Genomic DNA, 16,455 nt, shown 5'->3' with positions numbered 1-16,455 from the left:
GAGTGGGGCATCCCGACGTCGCCCTTCCTCACTCGAGCGATCCCACGCATGGGTGGGGCATCACGCGGCGCGTAACCTCACCTCGGCGCGACAGCGGTGAAGACCGCGACGACGAAGCCGTCGTCATGCGCGGGGGAGTGCATCTCCCACGTCGAGAAGCGCGCGTCGAGGCGCCAGCCGGCGGCGTCGGCGTCGTCGAAGAACTGCTCGAACGTGTAGCCGCGGCCCGCGCCGAAGCCGACGGCGAGGCGCCCGCCGTCACGCACGCACTGACGCATCGCGGCCAGGCCGTCGCGGCGTGCGTCGTCCGGCATGAACGGCATGACGTTGCCCGCGCAGACGATCGCGTCCAACGGCGTGACGTCGAGATCGTCGAGGGACAGCCGTGCGAGGTCGACCACCTCGAAACGCAGCGACGGGTGGTCCTCGCGTGCGGCGGCGATGAGGACGGGGTCGAGGTCGACGCCGACGACGTCATGCCCGAGGGCACTCAACGCGGCGGCCACACGTCCCGGCCCGCAACCCGCGTCGAGAATGCGTGAGCCGGGCGTGACGAGCGCGTTGACGAGCCGCGCCTCGCCACCGAGGTCGTCGCCGCGCGCCGCCATGGCGCGGATGCGGTCGACGTACCACTGCGAACGCGTCGGATCCTCGCTCACCCACTCCGCCCAGCTCGGGTTCTCGCGTCGCGACTCGCGCGTCGGCTCGGTCATGCCAGTCTCCTCGTCGTGGGTCGCACGTCTGCTTCCATCATCGGGGCCGGAGGCACAGGACGGGGCGTGGTTCGGCGCCTCGCCGAAGCCTGAACATGCGGGGCACGGACTCGAGAGACCGTGCCATGCGGTTTCCGAACGGCGTCGGCTCAGCCCCCGAAGCCGTTCGGGTTGGCCGACTGCCAGCGCCACGTGTCGGTGCACATGTCGTCGATGGTCTTCTGGGCCTTCCAACCGAGTTCTTCGCGAGCGCGCGTGGGGTCGGCGAACGTCGTCGGCAGGTCGCCCGCACGTCGCGGCCCGACCTCGTAGGGCAGTTCGCGGCCGCACGCCCGCTCGAACGCGTGCAGCAACTCGAACACGCTCGTGCCCTCACCCGTGCCGAGGTTGAACGCGCGCGCCGAATCGTCCATGGCGTCAAGATGATCCAGCGCCGCGACGTGCCCCGCCGCGAGATCGACGACGTGGATGTAGTCGCGCTCGCCGGTGCCGTCCTTCGTGTCGTAGTCGTCGCCGAAGACCCCGAGCTTCTCGCGGCGCCCGACGGCGACCTGCGCGATGTACGGCATGAGGTTGTTCGGGATGCCGCTCGGATCCTCACCGATCAGCCCCGACGAGTGCGCGCCGATCGGGTTGAAATAACGCAGCAGCGCGGCCTTGAAACCGGGCGACGCAGCGGCGACGTCGGTGACGATCTGCTCGATCATCGCCTTCGTCCAGCCGTACGGGTTCGTCGCGCGCAGCGGCTCGTACGTCTCGCTGTACGGCAGCGGCGCGTCGGGCCCGTACACCGTCGCCGACGACGAGAACACGAACTTCTCGACGCCGTGCGCCGTCATCGCCGACAGCAGCGAGAACGTCGAGTCGAGGTTGTTCGTGTAGTACATGAGCGGCTTCTCCACGCTCTCACCGACGGCCTTGTACCCCGCGAAGTGGATGACGGCGTCCGGCTTCACCGAGGCGACGAGGGCACTCGTCGCGGCAGCGTCCGTCAGGTCGATCTCGTGCAAGTCGATCGAGCGGCCGGCGATCTTCTCCAGGCGCGGCAGCACGGCCGGGCTCGAGTTCGAGAAGTTGTCGGCGATGACGGGTTCGTGCCCCGCCTCGATCAGGGCAAGGACGGTGTGGGATCCGATGTAGCCGGCACCACCGGCAACGAGTACGCGCATGACCTCAGCCTAGGCGCCCCACCCGCCGAGAACGATGAGACGCGGCTGTGCGTCGGCCCAGGGCATCTCGGGCATCAAGGACGCCGCGGCCGCAGCCGACATCCCCAGCGCCCCGCGGCGAGCACTCACCGATACGTGATGAGCGAACGATCCCCGCCGAGATGAGCGTGGTCGTTGAGGCTCACTGCGGTGAGCGCCGACCCGGCAAGCACCGTCGTCACGCCCGTGTTGACGGTCACCTCGTTGAGGCGCCGCCACACCGTCACCGCGCCGTCAGGCAACGCCGCGGGCAGCGTCGATGCCGGTGACGGCGCCGTCAGCAGCCCCGCGGCGACCCACGCGATCGGCCCGCCGGAGCTGACGACGACGGCGCTGCGCCCCGACTCCAGGCGCGAGGTCACGCGCCCGAGCGCGAGCGCGACGCGGTCGCGGAACTGCGAGAACGTCTCGGGATAGTCGTCGTCGAAGTCGCCACTCGCCCAACGCGACGCGGCCGCGACGAACATCTCCTGAAACGCCTTGCGCGGGTGACGGTGACGCGCGAGGTCGGCGCGCATGACGGCGTGGTTGCGGTACGCGGGCTTGTACGCCTCGATGATCGCGTCGTGGTCGTACTCGTTCCACCCTGCATCCGTGCTGACGTCCGACTCCCACCCGGCGGCTTCCCACAGCCGCGACCCGGTGAGTTGCTGACGCCGCATCGTGCCCGTGACGAGGACGTCGGGCGTCACGCCGCGCGCCGCCAACCCCTCGCCGGCGAGGCGTGCCTGACGTTCGCCGAGCTCCGACAGCTGGTCGTATGCCGCGCGCGACGGCCCGGCCTGCCCGTGCCGCACGAGGTGGATGACGCTCACGACAGCCGTCCCGCGCGTCGCATGAGGCGCCGGCAGCGCCATTCGAGGTAGATCACCATGCCGCGAAACTGCTTGAACGCGGGGTTGCTCGTCTGGCCGTTCGCATACCGGTAGTAGATCTGCTGGGCGATGACGGCGAGTCGGAACAGGCCGAAGATCTCGTAGAACAGCTGATCCTTGGGGCTGATCGCACGCCCCGACGCGTGCGCGTAGTACTGCCACACCTCGTCGCGCGTGAGCATGCCGGGCGCGTGCGTGGGCTGACGGCGTGAGCCGCGCATGATGCGGTCGTCGTCGGCCTGCACCCAGTACGCGAGGGCGCCGCCGAGATCCATGAGCGGGTCGCCGAGCGTCGCCATCTCCCAGTCGAGGACACCGATGACGCGCGTCGGGTCGTCGTGCGCGAGGACGAGGTTGTCGAAGCGGAAATCGTTGTGGATCAGGCAGTTTCCGACGTCGTGTGGCTGGTGCTCGTCGAGCCAGGCCATCACCTTCTCGAACGATCCGGTGCCGTGACGCACACCGTGCGTACGTGCCTTGCGGTAGCGCGCCGACCATCCGTCGACCTGCCGCTTGACGTACCCCTCGCCCTTGCCGAAGCGTTCCAGCTCGGTGCCGGCGACGTCGATCGAGTGCAGCGCGACGAGCTGGTCGATCGCGGCGGTGCACAGCGCCCGCACCTCGGCCTCGCCGAGACCCAGCTCAGCGGGAATGTTCTTGCGCAGGATGATGCCGTCGAGGCGCTCCATGACGTAGAAGTCGCTGCCGATGACGCCGGCGTCGTCGCAGAACGCGATCATCGGCGCGACGGCGGGGAACACGGGCGCCAGCGCGCGTTGGATGTCGTGCTCACGGCGCATGTCGTGCGCGCCCTTCGCCTTCGTGCCCGCCGGCGGACGACGCAGGATGAGGTCACGGGTCGGGTAACGCAGCAGATACGTCAGATTGCTCGCGCCGCCGGTGAACTGCTTGACCTCCGGCGCCGCGTCGAGTCCGCTCGTGTCGGCGTCGGGGTGCGCGTGCTCACGCAGCCATGCGGCGACGCGTTCGACGTCGAACGCATCCTCGCTGCGCACGTCGGAGGCGTTCGTCGCGACGTCGTCGACGGGCGCCGCCGTGGGGGCGGTGGGGGCCGAGGGAGCGCCAGGAGTGTCCGGGGCCGGGCTCACTTGGCCTCACCCTTCACGGCGGCCAGGTAAGGCTTGAGCTCGGCGCGCGCGACCATGCCGAGGTGCACCTCGTCGGGGCCGTCCGCGAGACGCAGCGAACGCGCCGTCGCATAAGCGGACGTCAGGGGGAAGTCGTCGCTCATGCCGCCGCCGCCGTGCATCTGGATGGCGAAGTCGATGACGTCGCAGGCGATCTGCGGCACGACGGCCTTGATGGCGCTGACGTCGACGCGCGCGCCTTCGGTGCCGTAGGCGTCCAGCTTCGCTGCCGCGTTCTGCACGAGCAGACGCGCCATGTCGATGTCGATGCGGGCCTTCGCGATGCGCTCGCGGTTGCCGCCGAGCTGCACGAGGGGCTTGCCGAACGCGACGCGCTCGGTGCCACGACGGCAGGCGCGCTCGAGCGCCATCTCGGCGAGCCCGATGAGGCGCATGCAGTGATGGATGCGGCCCGGGCCGAGGCGTCCCTGCGCGATGGCGAACGCCTGACCCGGCCCCGACAGCACGTTGGACGCCGGCACGCGGACGTTCTCGAGCGACACCTCGCAGTGCCCGAGCGGCTCGTCGAGCTGACCCATGACGGGCAGCGCACGCTCGATCGTCACACCGGGCGCGTCGGCCGGCACGAGAACCATCGAGTGCTGGGCGTGACGCGGTGCGTCCGGGTCGGTCAGACCCATGAAGACGAATACCTTGCAGTCGGGGTGCGCTGCACCGGAACTCCACCACTTGCGGCCGTTGATGACGATCTCGTCGCCGTCGACCTCGGCGCGCGCCGCCATGTTCGTCGCGTCCGAACTCGCGACCGCGGGCTCCGTCATGAGGAACGCCGAACGAATCTTTCCCTCGAGCAGCGGCACGAGCCACTCCTCCTGCTGCTCGCGCGTGCCGTACTTGAGCAACACCTCCATGTTGCCGGTGTCGGGGGCGTTGCAGTTGAAGATGAGCGGCGCGAGCGCCGTGCGGCCCGTCTTCTCCGCGATGGCGGCGTAATCGACGTTGGAGAAACCCTTGCCGCCACGCGTGCCGAAGCGTGCGGCCCACTCGTCGCCGTGCTCGCCGGCGGGCAGGAACAGGTTCCACAGCCCCGCTTCGCGCGCCTGCGCCTTGAGCTCGTCGATCTTCGGGTGCACGACGAACGAGTTCTCGCCGCGAGCGCGCATCGCGGCGTAGTCGCGCGTGATCTCGGCCTCGGCGGGCTCGATCCTCTCGCGCACGAAGGTGTCGACGTCTGCGGCGATCTCGGCCGCGCGGGGCGAAACGGTGAGGTCCATGTCTTGACCGTAACCCCTTTGTTGAGCAATGCTCAATAGGGTGAGCGAGAAAGATTCCAGACCCCGTCAGCGCCTGACACAGGACGAGCGCCGCCGTCAGCTGCTCGGCATCGGGCTGAAGATGCTCACCGAGCGACCCATCCAGGACGTCGCGCTCGACGCCGTCGCCGAGGAGGCCGGCATCTCGCGCGGGTTGCTCTTCCATTATTTCCCGTCGAAGACCGCGTACTACGAGGCTGTCGTCGCAGCCGCGGGTCGCCGCATCCTGCGCAACGTCACCCCGCCCGACGACGTGACGGGCCGCGCGGCGCTCGCCGCGATGGTCGAGGCGTTCGTCGCTCAGATCGAACGCCGACACGAGCTCTATCGCGCCCTCGTCGAGGGCAGCCTCGCCGACGTCGGGGGAGCCGAGGTCGCTGTCACGCTGCGGGAGCGCCTCACCGGCATCGTCCTCGATTCGCTTGCCACAGAACCCGATTCGACGACGCCGCACCCCGCCGTCGTCCACGCCTGGCTCGCGTACGTTGAGGATCTTGCCGTCCAGGGCACACGCCCCGCCGTGCGCGAGCAGTTCGACGCCGGCGCCACCGTCCGTCATGCGCTGGCGGCGCTCGACGCGTTGAGCGGCGTGGCGATCACGCCGTCGCACTTCTCCCCCCAGGACGACGGCGCGCCCCGCCACGACTGCGGGCCTGACGTGCCCAAGCCTGTCACCCCTCACGATCACACCTCCCAGACCCCCACCAAGGAGTAGCCATGCGCGCAGTTCAGGTCGTCACCCTCGACGGGCCCGGTGCCGTCCGTATCAACGACGTCGACGCCCCCACGCCGAAGCCGCACGAGGTGCTCATCGACGTGCGCGCCGCCGGGTTGTGTTACCCCGACGCGTTGCTGACCCGTGGGCTGTACCAGATGAAGCCCGAGCCGCCGTTCACGCTCGGGGCCGAGGTGGCGGGCGTCGTCGCCCAGGCGCCCGAGGGGTCGGGGTTCAGCGTGGGCGACCGTGTCGTCGCCTTCCCCGGCTTCGGGGGGATGGCCGAGCAGGTGTGCGTCGCAGCGCCGTTCGTCTTCCACCTGCCGGACGACGTCAGCTTCGAGACGGGTGCGGCGCTGCCCATGAACTACCTCACCGTGCAGTTCGCCCTCGACCGACGTGGGCGCCTGGCCGAGGGGGAGACGGTGCTCGTGCATGGTGCGGCCGGCGGCATCGGCATCGCCGCGATCCAGCACGCCAAGGCGCGTGGTGCGCGCGTGATCGCCGTTGCCTCGAGCGACGACAAGCGCGCGATCGCCACCCAGGCCGGCGCGGACGACGTCATCGCGCCCGACGGGTTCAAGGACGCCGTCATGGAGCTGACGGACGGCCGCGGCGTCGACATCGTCGTCGACCCGGTCGGCGGCGACCGCTTCACCGACTCGCTGCGCAGCCTCGCAGGCGAAGGCCGCTTGCTCGTCATCGGGTTCACCGGCGGCGCGATTCCCGAGGTGAAGGTCAACCGGCTACTGCTCAACAACGTCGATGTCGTCGGCGTCGGGTGGGGCGCGTTCTGGATGCCGCGCCCCGAGACCGTCCCCGCGCAGTGGAAGGCGATCGAGCCGCTCGTCGCCTCCGGTCAACTCTCACCCGTACTCGGCGAGGTGCGCCCCCTCGAGCGTGCCGGCGAGGCCATCGCCGAGATGGAGGAGCGCCGCGCGACGGGCAAGCTCGTCCTCACGCTGTGACGGTTCGGGTGCCGCCCGGTGCCGAGCCGGGCGCACTCGCCTCGTTCTGCTCGGGATCCGCTCTGCAGGCCCGGCGCACGAGCAGGCCGGTGGCGCCGATGAGGGCGCCGACGACGAACACCGTCACGGCGAGCAGCCCCAGCATTCCGGCCAGGACGGCGTTGATGACACCGGAACCTGCGTGGGTCGTGACGTACTCGCTCGTCGGCAAATGGCCTCCCCCTCAGCAGCCGCGTCGCCTGCGCCGATCGCGCTTAGGGTGCGACTCACGCTCTTGGCTCAGCCAAGCACGGATCGTCGGCGGGCGGGGTTTGCGAGGACGTGAAAAGGTGGGGGCATGTCGTGGAGTTCCGAGCAGATCGCCTGCGTCGAAGGAGCGCGTTTCGCGCCGAGCACCATCGGGTACGAACGTGAGGACGTCGAGCGCCTGCGCCGTCGCGCCGTCATCGCGATGAGAGCCGGCAAGCCGCTGCCCGACCTCGATGCGATGGTGCTGCGGCGCACCGCGCGCGGCGGGCTGAACCTCGGGCAGGTCGACGGTCTGCGCACCGTGCTGTCGGTGTGGCGACGCACCACGCCGATCGAGGATCCGCAGGACGTGGCACGTCGCGCTCAGGAAGTCGAACTGGCGGCCTTCGCGGGTGCGCGTGACGGCGCGCCGCGCTGGAGTTCGCAGCAGATGGATCGCGTGCGCGACAAGCACTTCACGTTGCTGCGGCGCACGGCGACGAGCTACGACGAGAGCGACGTCGACGACTACCTCGACTCCGTCGTCGTCGCGATGCGCCGCGGCGTCGAGCTGCCCGACCCGGCGCAGGCGCGTTTCGCGTCGTCGGGCTTGCGGCGCGGATACGACCCGAAAGAAGTCGACGACTTCCTCGACGAGATCGCCCACCTGCGACCGGAGGGATGACGAGCGATGACCGATCCCGACAAGCCCGCCCACGACAGCCGGGCCCCTGAGAACCAGGCTCCCGAGAACCGCGCCCTCGAGAACTCAGGCGATGAGAAGTCGGCCCCCGTGACGAGCTCGCCGGTCGACGACGCCGCGCAGAGCGGCACACCTGCAGGGGTCGACGAGTTGCGTCGTGCGACGCGCGCCGAGGTCGACGCCGAGGGCCTGCCCGACGAGAACACTGTCTCGAAGGCGGCGGTCTACCTCAACCGCAAGCTGCCGCGCACGCGCACCATCACACAGGGGCTCGTGCGTGACGCCGAGGGTCGGGTCATGCTGTGTCAGTTGTCGTACAAGAAGTTCTGGGATCTGCCCGGCGGTGTCGTCGACCCGCACGAGTCACCGGCGCACGCCCTCGTGCGGGAGATCGCGGAGGAACTCGGCGCGACGGCGACGATCACAGGTCTGCGTGTCGTGTCGTGGCTGCCGCCGTGGCGCGGCTGGGACGACGCGATGCTCTACCTGTTCGACGTCGAACTCGACCGTCCGGCAGGCGAATTCGCGCTGCAGCGCAAGGAGATCGCCGGCATCCACTTCGTCGGCCTCGACGAACTCGACGACCACGTCGCGGCCTACACCGCCAAGGTGATCCGGCGCGCCGTCACGGCGATCGAGAACGGCGAGAGCGGTGTCTACCTCGAGAACGGTGACGAGCCGGGCTGGGCCTGAGCCTCAGACGCGGTAGTCGCTGCGCTCGTCGTCCGGGTCGATGATGAGCCCGAGGATCCATGACACGACCGACACGATGGCGGCTCCGACGACAGCGGTCGGCCAGAAGCGGTCGATGTGGAACGCGACGCCGAGCTGACCCGCGAGCCACGACGTCAGCATGAGCATCGCCGCGTTGATGACGAAGATGAACAACCCGAGCGTCAGGATGAGGAACGGCAGCCCGAGCAGCTTCGCGAGGGGCCGCGCGAGCGCGTTGACGACGCCGAAGAGTGCGCCGACGACGAGTGCCGTGACCAGCTTCGTCGAGTTCGTCGTGAACCCGTCCGCGAGCGTCATGCCCTCGAGCAGGGCGGCGGCCACCCAGATGGCGGCCGCGTTGATGGCGACCTTGACGAGTGTGCGCATGAACCCACTCTGCCCCGTAGGGCTGAATGTTTCCTCGATCTGAGCGGCGCGCTCGCTGACGGCCGGCCTCAGGTCTGCGGTTGGGTGAACGCCCACTGGATCATCTCGCCCAGGTGGGGGACGTATGTGTTGTAGTTGTGCCCGCCGTGCGCGATCCACATCGCCGACACGTGCGGATCGGCCTTGGCCAGGTCGGCCATGCGCTTCGAGGTGGTCCAGGTCGCCTTGTCCTCACGGCTAGCGACGAGGAGCATGCGCGTCGTGGGCATCTGGTAGAGGCGGTAGAGGTAGGACGGGGAGTTGAGGTCGCGCTCACTCTTCGAGCGGTAGAGGTCGCCCGTCGTTCCGTCCGTCATCGATTCGAAGTACCCACCCATCGAGACTGCCGAGCCCCATGGTGAACCGGAACGGGTGTAGAGCGCCTTGGCCGCGCAGTACCCGCCGGTGCTCCAGCCCAGCGCCGACCACTGCTTCGACTCCTTGGCGACTCGCAGGTGCGAACGGATGGCGTTGGGCACCGTCCGCGTCAGGAACGTCAGTTCCTGGGGGCCGTGCGTGATGTTGGTGCACTCGGTGTCGCGTCCCTGCACCGTCTGGTAGGGCGCGAACACGGCGACGAACGGGGCGGTCGTCCCCTTCTCGACGAGAGCGCTAGCCGTCTGACCGAAGTTGAGGTTCTCGACGGTGGAGCCGACGGTGTTGGCGTAACCAGGCAGCACGACGAGGACGGGGTAACGCTTGTTGGCGTTCGTCTTGTCGTGGTAGCCCGGCGGCAACCAGGCGACGCTCTGCGCGGTGCCACCGCCCGGTGTGGTGATGGGGAACGACTCGAAGCGGCCGCTGCCCGCGGAGCTGGCGTCGACACCACCGGCGGCGATGGCGGCCGCGCCGTTGTCCGTCTTGCCGAGCGCGTCGTCCCAGCTCGAGTAGAAACCGTACTGACGGTTGACGTACAGCCCGAGGGAGGCGACGGCGAGGCCCTGGGCGACGACGACCGCCACCCAACTGCCGACGGCGCGCTGCCACGTCGCCTTCGTGCGCTGGCGCACCAGGACGAGCGCCAGTGGCACGATGACGGCGCCGATCACCACGAGGGTGAGCAGCGACGGGCTGGTGATGGACAAGGTGGCCTCCCCTGATCTGATTCTCGGCGTCATTAAAGGTGCCCTTGCTGGGGGAACGATGAGGAGCATCTGGAAACCTCGCGCGGCCTAGGCTGGGAGCATGAGCGAATCGCTGGAGACCCCCGTCCGTCTGCGCACCACCCTCGACTCCGTGCCGGGATACAAGCCGGGCAGGCCGGCGGCCATGGCCGCGGAGGATTCCGAGCGCGGCGTCACGAGTGTGTTCAAGATCTCCAGCAACGAGAACCCGTACCCGCCGCTGCCGTCCGTGCTCGACATCGTGCGCGAGGCCGCGACGACGATGAACCGTTACCCGGACATGGCGTCGTCGGAGCTGACGCACGCCCTGGCGCAGCGGGTGGGTGTGAGCGCCGACGAGGTGAGCTTCGGCACGGGCTCGGTGGGCGTCCTCGCCTCCCTCATCCAGATCACGTGCGAGCCGGGCGACGAGGTCGTCTACGCGTGGCGCTCGTTCGAGGCGTACCCGATCGTCGTCGCGCTCGCGGGGGCGCGCTCGGTGCAGGTGCCGCTCGACGCCGACGCGCGGCACGACCTCGATGCGATGGCGGCTGCCGTCACCGATCGCACGCGGCTGCTCATCGTCTGCACACCCAACAATCCGACGGGCCCGAGCGTGCGTGCTGACGAGTTGCGCGCGTTCCTGCGGTCGCTGCCGGAGGATCTGCTCGTCGTGCTCGACGAGGCTTACCTCGAGTTCGTCGTCGCGGACGATGCGCCGGACGCGCTCGCCATCTACCGCGAGTTTCCCAACGTCGTCGTCCTGCGGACCTTCTCCAAGGCCTACGGCCTCGCGGGGCTGCGCGTCGGTTACGCGTTGGCGCGCCCGCGCATCACGACGGCGCTGCGCAAGGCGGCCACCCCGTTCGGCGTGAGTGACATGGCGCAGAAGGCCGCCATCGCCAGCATCGCAGCGTTCGACGAACTGCAGGAGCGCGTCGTCTCCCTCGTCGCTGAGCGTCGACGCGTCGTCGACGCCCTGGGCGAGGCGGGCGTCGACATCCCCGACACGCAGGCCAACTTCGTGTGGCTGCCGCTCGGCGAGCGGGCACTCGAGTTCGCCGCCTTCGCGGACGAGAACGGACTCGTCGTGCGCCCCTTCGACGGTGACGGCGTGCGCTGCACGATCGCCGAGGTCGAGGCCAACGACCGTCTCATCGACGTCGTGACGCGCTTCTACGCGGGGTGAGTCGTCTCTGCGGGCTAGATTCGAGTGATGCCGATCACATCGTGAGACGGGGGTTTCGCGCCTCGATACGACTGTGAACCTGGCCGAAGAAACCGTCGTTCGGATGCGAATTACTCGTCGGTAGCCAGGTAGCGTCTCCTAGGTGGCGTGACCTGCGTCACAAGCCCTGTGGTGGCGTCCCGCACTCCGTGACGTCACCCCCGAACGCCTCGCGCCCCGCACTCAGGGCGACGTCGCGCAAGGAGGAAACGATGACGATTCCCGACGCTTCGCGCACCAATCACGCAGCGCACCTCGATGGGGTGACGCACGTGGCCGGTCATGCCCTCGACGGCAAGCCGGACATCACCGACGGCGGCCCCGACATGGTGCAGCTCATCGCACCCAACGGCACCCGCTCGCCGATGACGAGCGTCAATGAGCCCTACATGGAAGCGCTCAAGGCCATCACGGCCGAAGAGGTGCGCGCGATGTACCGCGACATGGTGCTGGTGCGCCGATTCGACATCGAGGGCTACAGCCTGCAGCGCCAGGGCGAGCTCGGCCTGTGGCCGCAGCTGCTCGGCCAGGAGGCCGCCCAGGTCGCCGCCGGCCACGCGCTGCGCGAGCAGGACTACGGCTTCCCCGGCTACCGCGAGCACGGCGTCGCGTTCTGCCGCGGCATCCAGCCGAGCCAGGTCTTCGCGCTCTACCGCGGCGTCACGCACGGCGGCCACGACCCGCGCAAGCACAACTTCAACACCTCGACGATCGTCATCGGCAACCAGATGCTCAACGCCGTCGGCTATGCCATGGGCCTGCGCCTCGACGGTGTCGTCGGCACGGGGGACGTGAACGTCGACGCGGCCGTCATGGCATTCACCGGCGACGGCGGCACGAGCCAGGGCGACTTCAACGAGGCGATGGTCTACGCGGCCGTCAACCACTCGCCGATGGTCTTCTTCATCCAGAACAACGGCTGGGCGATCAGCGAGCCGAACACGCGTCAGTTCATCATCCCGCCCTACAAGCGCGCTGACGGCTTCGGCTTCCCCGGCGTGCGCACCGACGGCAACGACGTCCTCGCGACGTACGCCGTCACCCGTCGCAGCCTCGACAACGCGCGCAGCGGGCTCGGCCCGACGCTCGTCGAGGCGTTCACCTACCGCATGGGCGCGCACACGACGTCCGACGACCCGTCGCGCTACCGCGACTCGGCGCACGTCGAGGCGTGGAAGGCAAAGGATCCGATCGCGCGCCTGCGTTCGCTGCTCGAGCTCGAGAACCACGCCGACGCGGCGTTCTTCGACGACGTCGACGCCGAGGCGAAGGAGCTCGCCGCCGAGTGGCGCCGCTCGTGCCTCGAGATGCCCGACCCGGAGATGACGGCGATGTTCGACCACGCCTACACGGTCATGGACGACCAGCTCACCGCTCAGCGCGACGAGTTCGCGGCCTACCTCGCCTCCTTCGAGGACGATGCAGCATGAGCGGCGCTACCACGAGCACGGCCCCCGGCGCCGAGAAGGCCGCGAAACCCAAGAAGGCCCCGAAGCTCTCCCTTGCCAAGGCGCTCAACGCGGCGATGCACGACGCGATGGCGGCCGACGACAAGGTCGTCGTCATCGGTGAGGACGTCGGCGAGCTCGGCGGCGTCTTCCGCCTGACCGACGGGTTGAAGAAGGAGTTCGGCGAGCGCGTCATCGACCCGCCGCTGGCCGAATCCGGCATCGTCGGCTCGGCCGTCGGCCTCGCGATGCGCGGGTACCGCCCGATCGTCGAGATCCAGTTCGACGGGTTCGTGTACCCGGCGTTCGACCAGATCGTCAGCCAGGTCTCCAAGGTGCACAACCGCACCGAGGGCGCCGTCAAGCTGCCCATGGTCATCCGCATCCCGTTCGGCGGCGGCATCGGCGCCGTCGAGCACCACAGCGAGTCGAACGAGGCGTACTTCGCGCACACCGCCGGCCTGCGCGTCGTGGTCTGCTCGCGCCCCGTCGACGCGTACTGGATGATGCGTCAGGCGATCGACTGCGACGACCCGGTCATCTTCTTCGAGCCCAAGCGCCGCTACCACGAGCCCAGCCCCGACCAGCTCGACCTCGCCGCCGGCCCCGCTCGCGGCCTCTTCGAGGCCGAGGTGCTGCGCGAGGGCGCCGACCTGACGCTGCTCGCGTACGGCCCGATGGTGCGCACGTGTCTCGACGTCGCCGCGGCCGCCGAGGCGGATGGTCGCTCGCTCGAGGTCATCGACCTGCGCACGCTGTCGCCGATCGACGAGGAGACGATCTGCGAGTCCGTGCGCAAGACGGGCCGCGCCGTCATCGTGCACGAGGCCGCACGCTCGTACGGCGTGGGCGCCGAGCTGGCAGCGCTCCTGCAGGAGCGCTGCTTCTATTCGCTCGAAGCGCCCGTGCAACGCGTCACCGGCTATGACATCCCCTACCCGCCGAGCCGCCACGAGCGCGAATACCTGCCCGGGCTCGACCGCATCCTCGACGCCGTCGACGCGTCCTTCAGCTTCTAGGAGTACCGCCGAACATGGCCATTCAAGAGTTCACCCTGCCCGACCCCGGTGAAGGGCTCGTCGAGGCCGAGATCGTGACGTGGCACGTCGCCGCAGGCGACACCGTCGACGTCAACCAGGTCGTCCTCGAGATCGAGACGGCGAAGTCGCTCGTCGAACTGCCCATCCCGTGGGCCGGGAGGGTCGCATCGATCCTCGTACCCGAGGGCGAGACGGTCGAGGTCGGCACGCCGATCGTCACGATCGACGTCGGCGGCGATACAGCACCTGCGGACGGTGGCGCTGCCGGTGCCGCCAATGACGTTTCCGGAGCTGCTGACGGTGGCGAGGTCGCGGCCGAGATGCAGACGGCGGCCGACGTCGCGCCCGCCGAGACCGGCGAGTCGGATGACGAGCCGCAGCAGAAGACGCTCGTCGGCTACGGCCCGACGCCGTCGAGCTCGACGCGCCGCGCTCGTCGCGGCCGTGGAGCCGGTGGCGGCGCGTCGGGTGGCGGCACGCTCGCCGCCCCCGCGACGCGCGGGTTCGCGAAGCAGCAGGGCGTCGACATCGATACTGTCGAACCCTCGCACGACGACGGCGTCGTCACTCGGGACGACGTGAAGAAGGCCGGGGGTTCAAACGCGCCCGCGGCGATGTCGACGCCGAGCGTCGCGTCGAGCGCCCCACCAGCGCCGAGTGCGGACACCGTCGCGAAGGCTGCGGCCAGTGCCCCGTCGGTGCGCCCCGACAAGCCGACGGCTGCCGCTCCGGCCCCGGCCGGTCTGAGCGACGAGCGCATCCCGATCAAGGGCGTGCGCAAGGTGACGGCGCAGGCCATGGTGAGCAGCGCGTTCACGGCGCCGCACGTCACGGAGTTCCTCACCGTCGACATGACGCGCACGATGGAGTTCGTCCGCGAACTGCAGGGCATGCGCGAGCTCAAGGACATCAAGGTGACGCCGCTGCTCGTCGTCGCGAAGGCGTGCCTCATCGCGATGCAGCGTGAGCCGATGATGAACGCACTGTGGGACGACGCGAACGGCGAGATCGTCATTCGTTCCGAGGTGAACCTCGGCATCGCCGCGGCCACCGACCGTGGGCTGCTCGTGCCGAACGTCAAGGACGCCGGCCGCTTCGGCCTCGGCGACCTGGGGCGTGAGATCGCGAAGCTCGTCGAGATCGCACGCCACGGCAAGCCGAGCCCGGCCATCCTCAACGGCGGCACGTTCACGATCTCGAACATCGGTGTCTTCGGCGTCGATTCGGGCACGCCGATCATCAAGCCCGGTGAGAGCGGCATCCTCGCCATCGGCACGGTGCGTCCGATGCCGTGGGTCGTCGAGAACGAGCGCGGCGAGCAGGAGATGGTGATCCGCCAGATCGCGCAGCTGTCCTTGAGCTTCGACCACCGCATCATCGACGGCGACGTCGGTTCGCGGTATCTGTCGACCGTCGGCCAGATCCTCGAGAACCCCGCGAAGGCGATGCTCTGGGGCTGATTTCGCTCCCTCGTTCGGCCGGCTGAGTCACGCGTGCCACCTGCGTCAGTCCTGACGGACTCGCGTGGCACGAAGTGACTCAGCTGCGCCCTGAGCGTCCTCGGTGCGTGAGTCGTGGAGGGTGTGCAGATCGGCCGCGAGGCGCGCGTAGGCGTGACGCTTGGCCCACTCGGCCTTCTTGCGCTCCGAGCGTCTGCGGTTGCGATTCGCGGTGACGCCCCAGAACGCGGCCGCGACGATGGGTACCCACACCTTCGGGTGCTCGAGCAACCATGCGAGCCAGCCCGGTGGGGTCCACGACGGCAGCCTGGGCCACGGGATCGACGGCAGGTCGACCGAGGGCCACGAGACGCTCGGCCATGGGATCTCGGGCCAGTCGATGTCCGGCACGAGTGATGCCATCCACGCGATGATCGGGCCGAAGATCCACGCGAGCAATCGCGCGACGAGGGGACCGAGGACGAGCACGCTGACCGCCCATCCACTCTTGCCGAGCCCGCCGAGGATCGGGTAAAGCACCCGCTTGAGCGGCGACGAATCCATCGCGGCGTACCGGTGTGCCGCCATCGAACCCACCGGCGCATCGAAGGCGGTGACCCCGCCGTCGTCGCGCAGCTGGACGTCCATGACGTACCCGCGCACCGGGTTGACGCTCACCTCGACGCGCGGCTTCTCCGTCGCCTGGGTGTGCTCGGTGAAGTGCCCGTCGGGTGTGGAACGCATGAGGCGGATCTTGACGTTGCCGATGCTGCGGCGGCGGGCGAACACCACCCCGTCACGCATGAGCACGAGCCCTGGGCGCGCCCACTCATCGTCGAGGCCGAGGTGGGTGCGCAGCTTCTCGTTTCGCCCCGGCGAGAGGGGCAGACGCTCGCCTGCCCGGCGGCGGGTGCTGCCGCGGGCGCGACTGGCACCGGCCGGCGTGATGACCGGCGTGATGACCGGCGCACCCGTCGAAGATTCTTTGACCCCGTGCCCCTCGTCGCCCACCGGCGACGCGCCCGTGCCGTCATCGTCGCGGCCGGGATCCGGTGCGCCGGGTGTGAATCCCGGGTCGACGGTACGGAGTTCGTCAGCCGACCCGGCGTAGGCCTCCAACGTTCCGCGTTCGGGGTGATCGAGCTGCCAGTGCTCCATGCCTGTCCCTCCCTCGGCCCGTCGTGCGGCGCCGACCATGAACCGCCCATTCAAACATCGGGTGCGC

17 protein-coding genes and 1 pseudogene are annotated in these 16,455 nt (G+C 69.4%); 8 read left to right on the top strand and 10 right to left on the bottom strand.

Features of this window, described 5'->3' with window-relative positions; genetic code table 11:
* Window positions 1-77: 77 nt before the first annotated feature.
* The 5 genes from AX669_RS03345 to AX669_RS03325 all read right to left on the bottom strand — a co-directional run bounded on the left by AX669_RS03345 (window position 78) and on the right by AX669_RS03325 (window position 5,179).
* A complete protein-coding gene (locus AX669_RS03345; protein WP_062256576.1) occupies window positions 78-713 on the bottom strand; it encodes a bifunctional 2-polyprenyl-6-hydroxyphenol methylase/3-demethylubiquinol 3-O-methyltransferase UbiG in 636 nt (211 codons plus the stop codon).
* A gap of 149 nt (window positions 714-862) precedes the next feature.
* Window positions 863-1,882: a UDP-glucose 4-epimerase GalE gene (gene galE, locus AX669_RS03340; RefSeq protein ID WP_006947110.1), complete on the bottom strand. Its 1,020-nt coding sequence runs from the start codon at window positions 1,880-1,882 to the stop codon at window positions 863-865.
* 125 nt (window positions 1,883-2,007) lie between these two features.
* Window positions 2,008-2,736, bottom strand: a complete 729-nt coding sequence (locus AX669_RS03335; protein ID WP_074039785.1) for a histidine phosphatase family protein — start codon at window positions 2,734-2,736, stop codon at window positions 2,008-2,010.
* A complete protein-coding gene (locus AX669_RS03330) occupies window positions 2,733-3,905 on the bottom strand; it encodes a phosphotransferase family protein (protein WP_062256571.1) in 1,173 nt (390 codons plus the stop codon). The genes AX669_RS03335 and AX669_RS03330 overlap by 4 nt, the downstream gene beginning before the upstream one ends.
* On the bottom strand, window positions 3,902-5,179 hold the full coding sequence (locus AX669_RS03325) for an acyl-CoA dehydrogenase family protein (RefSeq protein WP_062256569.1): 1,278 nt from the start codon (window positions 5,177-5,179) through the stop codon (window positions 3,902-3,904). Before AX669_RS03325 ends, AX669_RS03330 begins: the two co-directional genes overlap by 4 nt.
* Before the next feature lie 40 nt (window positions 5,180-5,219).
* Here AX669_RS03325 and AX669_RS03320 point away from each other — a divergent pair, with 40 nt between their 5' ends.
* Window positions 5,220-5,933 (top strand): TetR/AcrR family transcriptional regulator, encoded by a 714-nt coding sequence (locus AX669_RS03320; protein WP_074039683.1) that lies wholly within the window; start codon window positions 5,220-5,222, stop codon window positions 5,931-5,933.
* 2 nt (window positions 5,934-5,935) lie between these two features.
* On the top strand, window positions 5,936-6,901 hold the full coding sequence (locus tag AX669_RS03315) for an NADPH:quinone oxidoreductase family protein (protein WP_062256567.1): 966 nt from the start codon (window positions 5,936-5,938) through the stop codon (window positions 6,899-6,901).
* Here the strand turns inward: AX669_RS03315 and AX669_RS03310 are convergent.
* Entirely contained in the window at window positions 6,891-7,112 is a 222-nt protein-coding gene (locus AX669_RS03310) for a hypothetical protein (protein ID WP_038566657.1), read from the bottom strand. The genes AX669_RS03315 and AX669_RS03310 overlap by 11 nt on opposite strands.
* A 126-nt stretch (window positions 7,113-7,238) precedes the next feature.
* Here AX669_RS03310 and AX669_RS03305 point away from each other — a divergent pair, with 126 nt between their 5' ends.
* Complete coding sequence (locus AX669_RS03305) at window positions 7,239-7,814, top strand: DivIVA domain-containing protein (protein ID WP_062256565.1); 576 nt, start codon at window positions 7,239-7,241, stop codon at window positions 7,812-7,814.
* Between the two features lie 56 nt (window positions 7,815-7,870).
* Here the strand turns inward: AX669_RS03305 and AX669_RS14160 are convergent.
* Window positions 7,871-7,963, bottom strand: a pseudogene (locus AX669_RS14160) (hypothetical protein); the annotation flags it as partial.
* On the opposite strand from AX669_RS14160, the gene AX669_RS03300 reads away from it, so the two are divergent.
* On the top strand, window positions 7,923-8,525 hold the full coding sequence (locus AX669_RS03300; protein ID WP_369815054.1) for an NUDIX domain-containing protein: 603 nt from the start codon (window positions 7,923-7,925) through the stop codon (window positions 8,523-8,525). The pseudogene AX669_RS14160 and the gene AX669_RS03300 sit on opposite strands and share 41 nt — an antisense overlap.
* Window positions 8,526-8,528: 3 nt before the next feature.
* Here the strand turns inward: AX669_RS03300 and AX669_RS03295 are convergent, their stop codons facing one another.
* Together AX669_RS03295 and AX669_RS03290 are read right to left on the bottom strand one after the other, a co-directional pair.
* Window positions 8,529-8,933: a phage holin family protein gene (locus AX669_RS03295; protein ID WP_062256563.1), complete on the bottom strand. Its 405-nt coding sequence runs from the start codon at window positions 8,931-8,933 to the stop codon at window positions 8,529-8,531.
* Between the two features lie 68 nt (window positions 8,934-9,001).
* The gene (locus AX669_RS03290) at window positions 9,002-10,057 is read right to left on the bottom strand and encodes an esterase family protein (protein ID WP_062256561.1); all 1,056 of its coding nucleotides are present in this window, start codon (window positions 10,055-10,057) and stop codon (window positions 9,002-9,004) included.
* A gap of 100 nt (window positions 10,058-10,157) precedes the next feature.
* Here AX669_RS03290 and hisC point away from each other — a divergent pair, with 100 nt between their 5' ends.
* The 4 genes from hisC to AX669_RS03270 all read left to right on the top strand — a co-directional run bounded on the left by hisC (window position 10,158) and on the right by AX669_RS03270 (window position 15,251).
* Window positions 10,158-11,264, top strand: coding sequence for a histidinol-phosphate transaminase (hisC, locus tag AX669_RS03285; RefSeq protein ID WP_038566667.1), 1,107 nt, complete (start codon window positions 10,158-10,160; stop codon window positions 11,262-11,264).
* A gap of 251 nt (window positions 11,265-11,515) precedes the next feature.
* Window positions 11,516-12,733 carry a thiamine pyrophosphate-dependent dehydrogenase E1 component subunit alpha gene (locus AX669_RS03280; protein ID WP_311200781.1) on the top strand — a complete coding sequence of 406 codons (1,218 nt, stop codon included), beginning with the start codon at window positions 11,516-11,518 and terminating at the stop codon, window positions 12,731-12,733.
* Window positions 12,730-13,770, top strand: coding sequence for an alpha-ketoacid dehydrogenase subunit beta (locus AX669_RS03275; RefSeq protein WP_082740533.1), 1,041 nt, complete (start codon window positions 12,730-12,732; stop codon window positions 13,768-13,770). The genes AX669_RS03280 and AX669_RS03275 overlap by 4 nt, the downstream gene beginning before the upstream one ends.
* 14 nt (window positions 13,771-13,784) lie before the next feature.
* Window positions 13,785-15,251: a dihydrolipoamide acetyltransferase family protein gene (locus AX669_RS03270; protein ID WP_062256559.1), complete on the top strand. Its 1,467-nt coding sequence runs from the start codon at window positions 13,785-13,787 to the stop codon at window positions 15,249-15,251.
* A gap of 45 nt (window positions 15,252-15,296) precedes the next feature.
* On the opposite strand, the gene AX669_RS03265 is transcribed toward AX669_RS03270, so the two are convergent.
* The gene (locus AX669_RS03265) at window positions 15,297-16,388 is read right to left on the bottom strand and encodes a hypothetical protein (protein WP_062256557.1); all 1,092 of its coding nucleotides are present in this window, start codon (window positions 16,386-16,388) and stop codon (window positions 15,297-15,299) included.
* Window positions 16,389-16,455 lie beyond the last annotated feature (67 nt).

Source organism: Dermacoccus sp. CCH2-D9, assembly GCF_001556795.1.
In the GTDB taxonomy this organism is placed as follows: Bacteria; Actinomycetota; Actinomycetes; order Actinomycetales; family Dermatophilaceae; genus Dermacoccus; species Dermacoccus nishinomiyaensis.
Note: the sequence above shows the minus strand (reverse complement) of the source record. Positions and strands in the feature narration are given on the sequence as shown.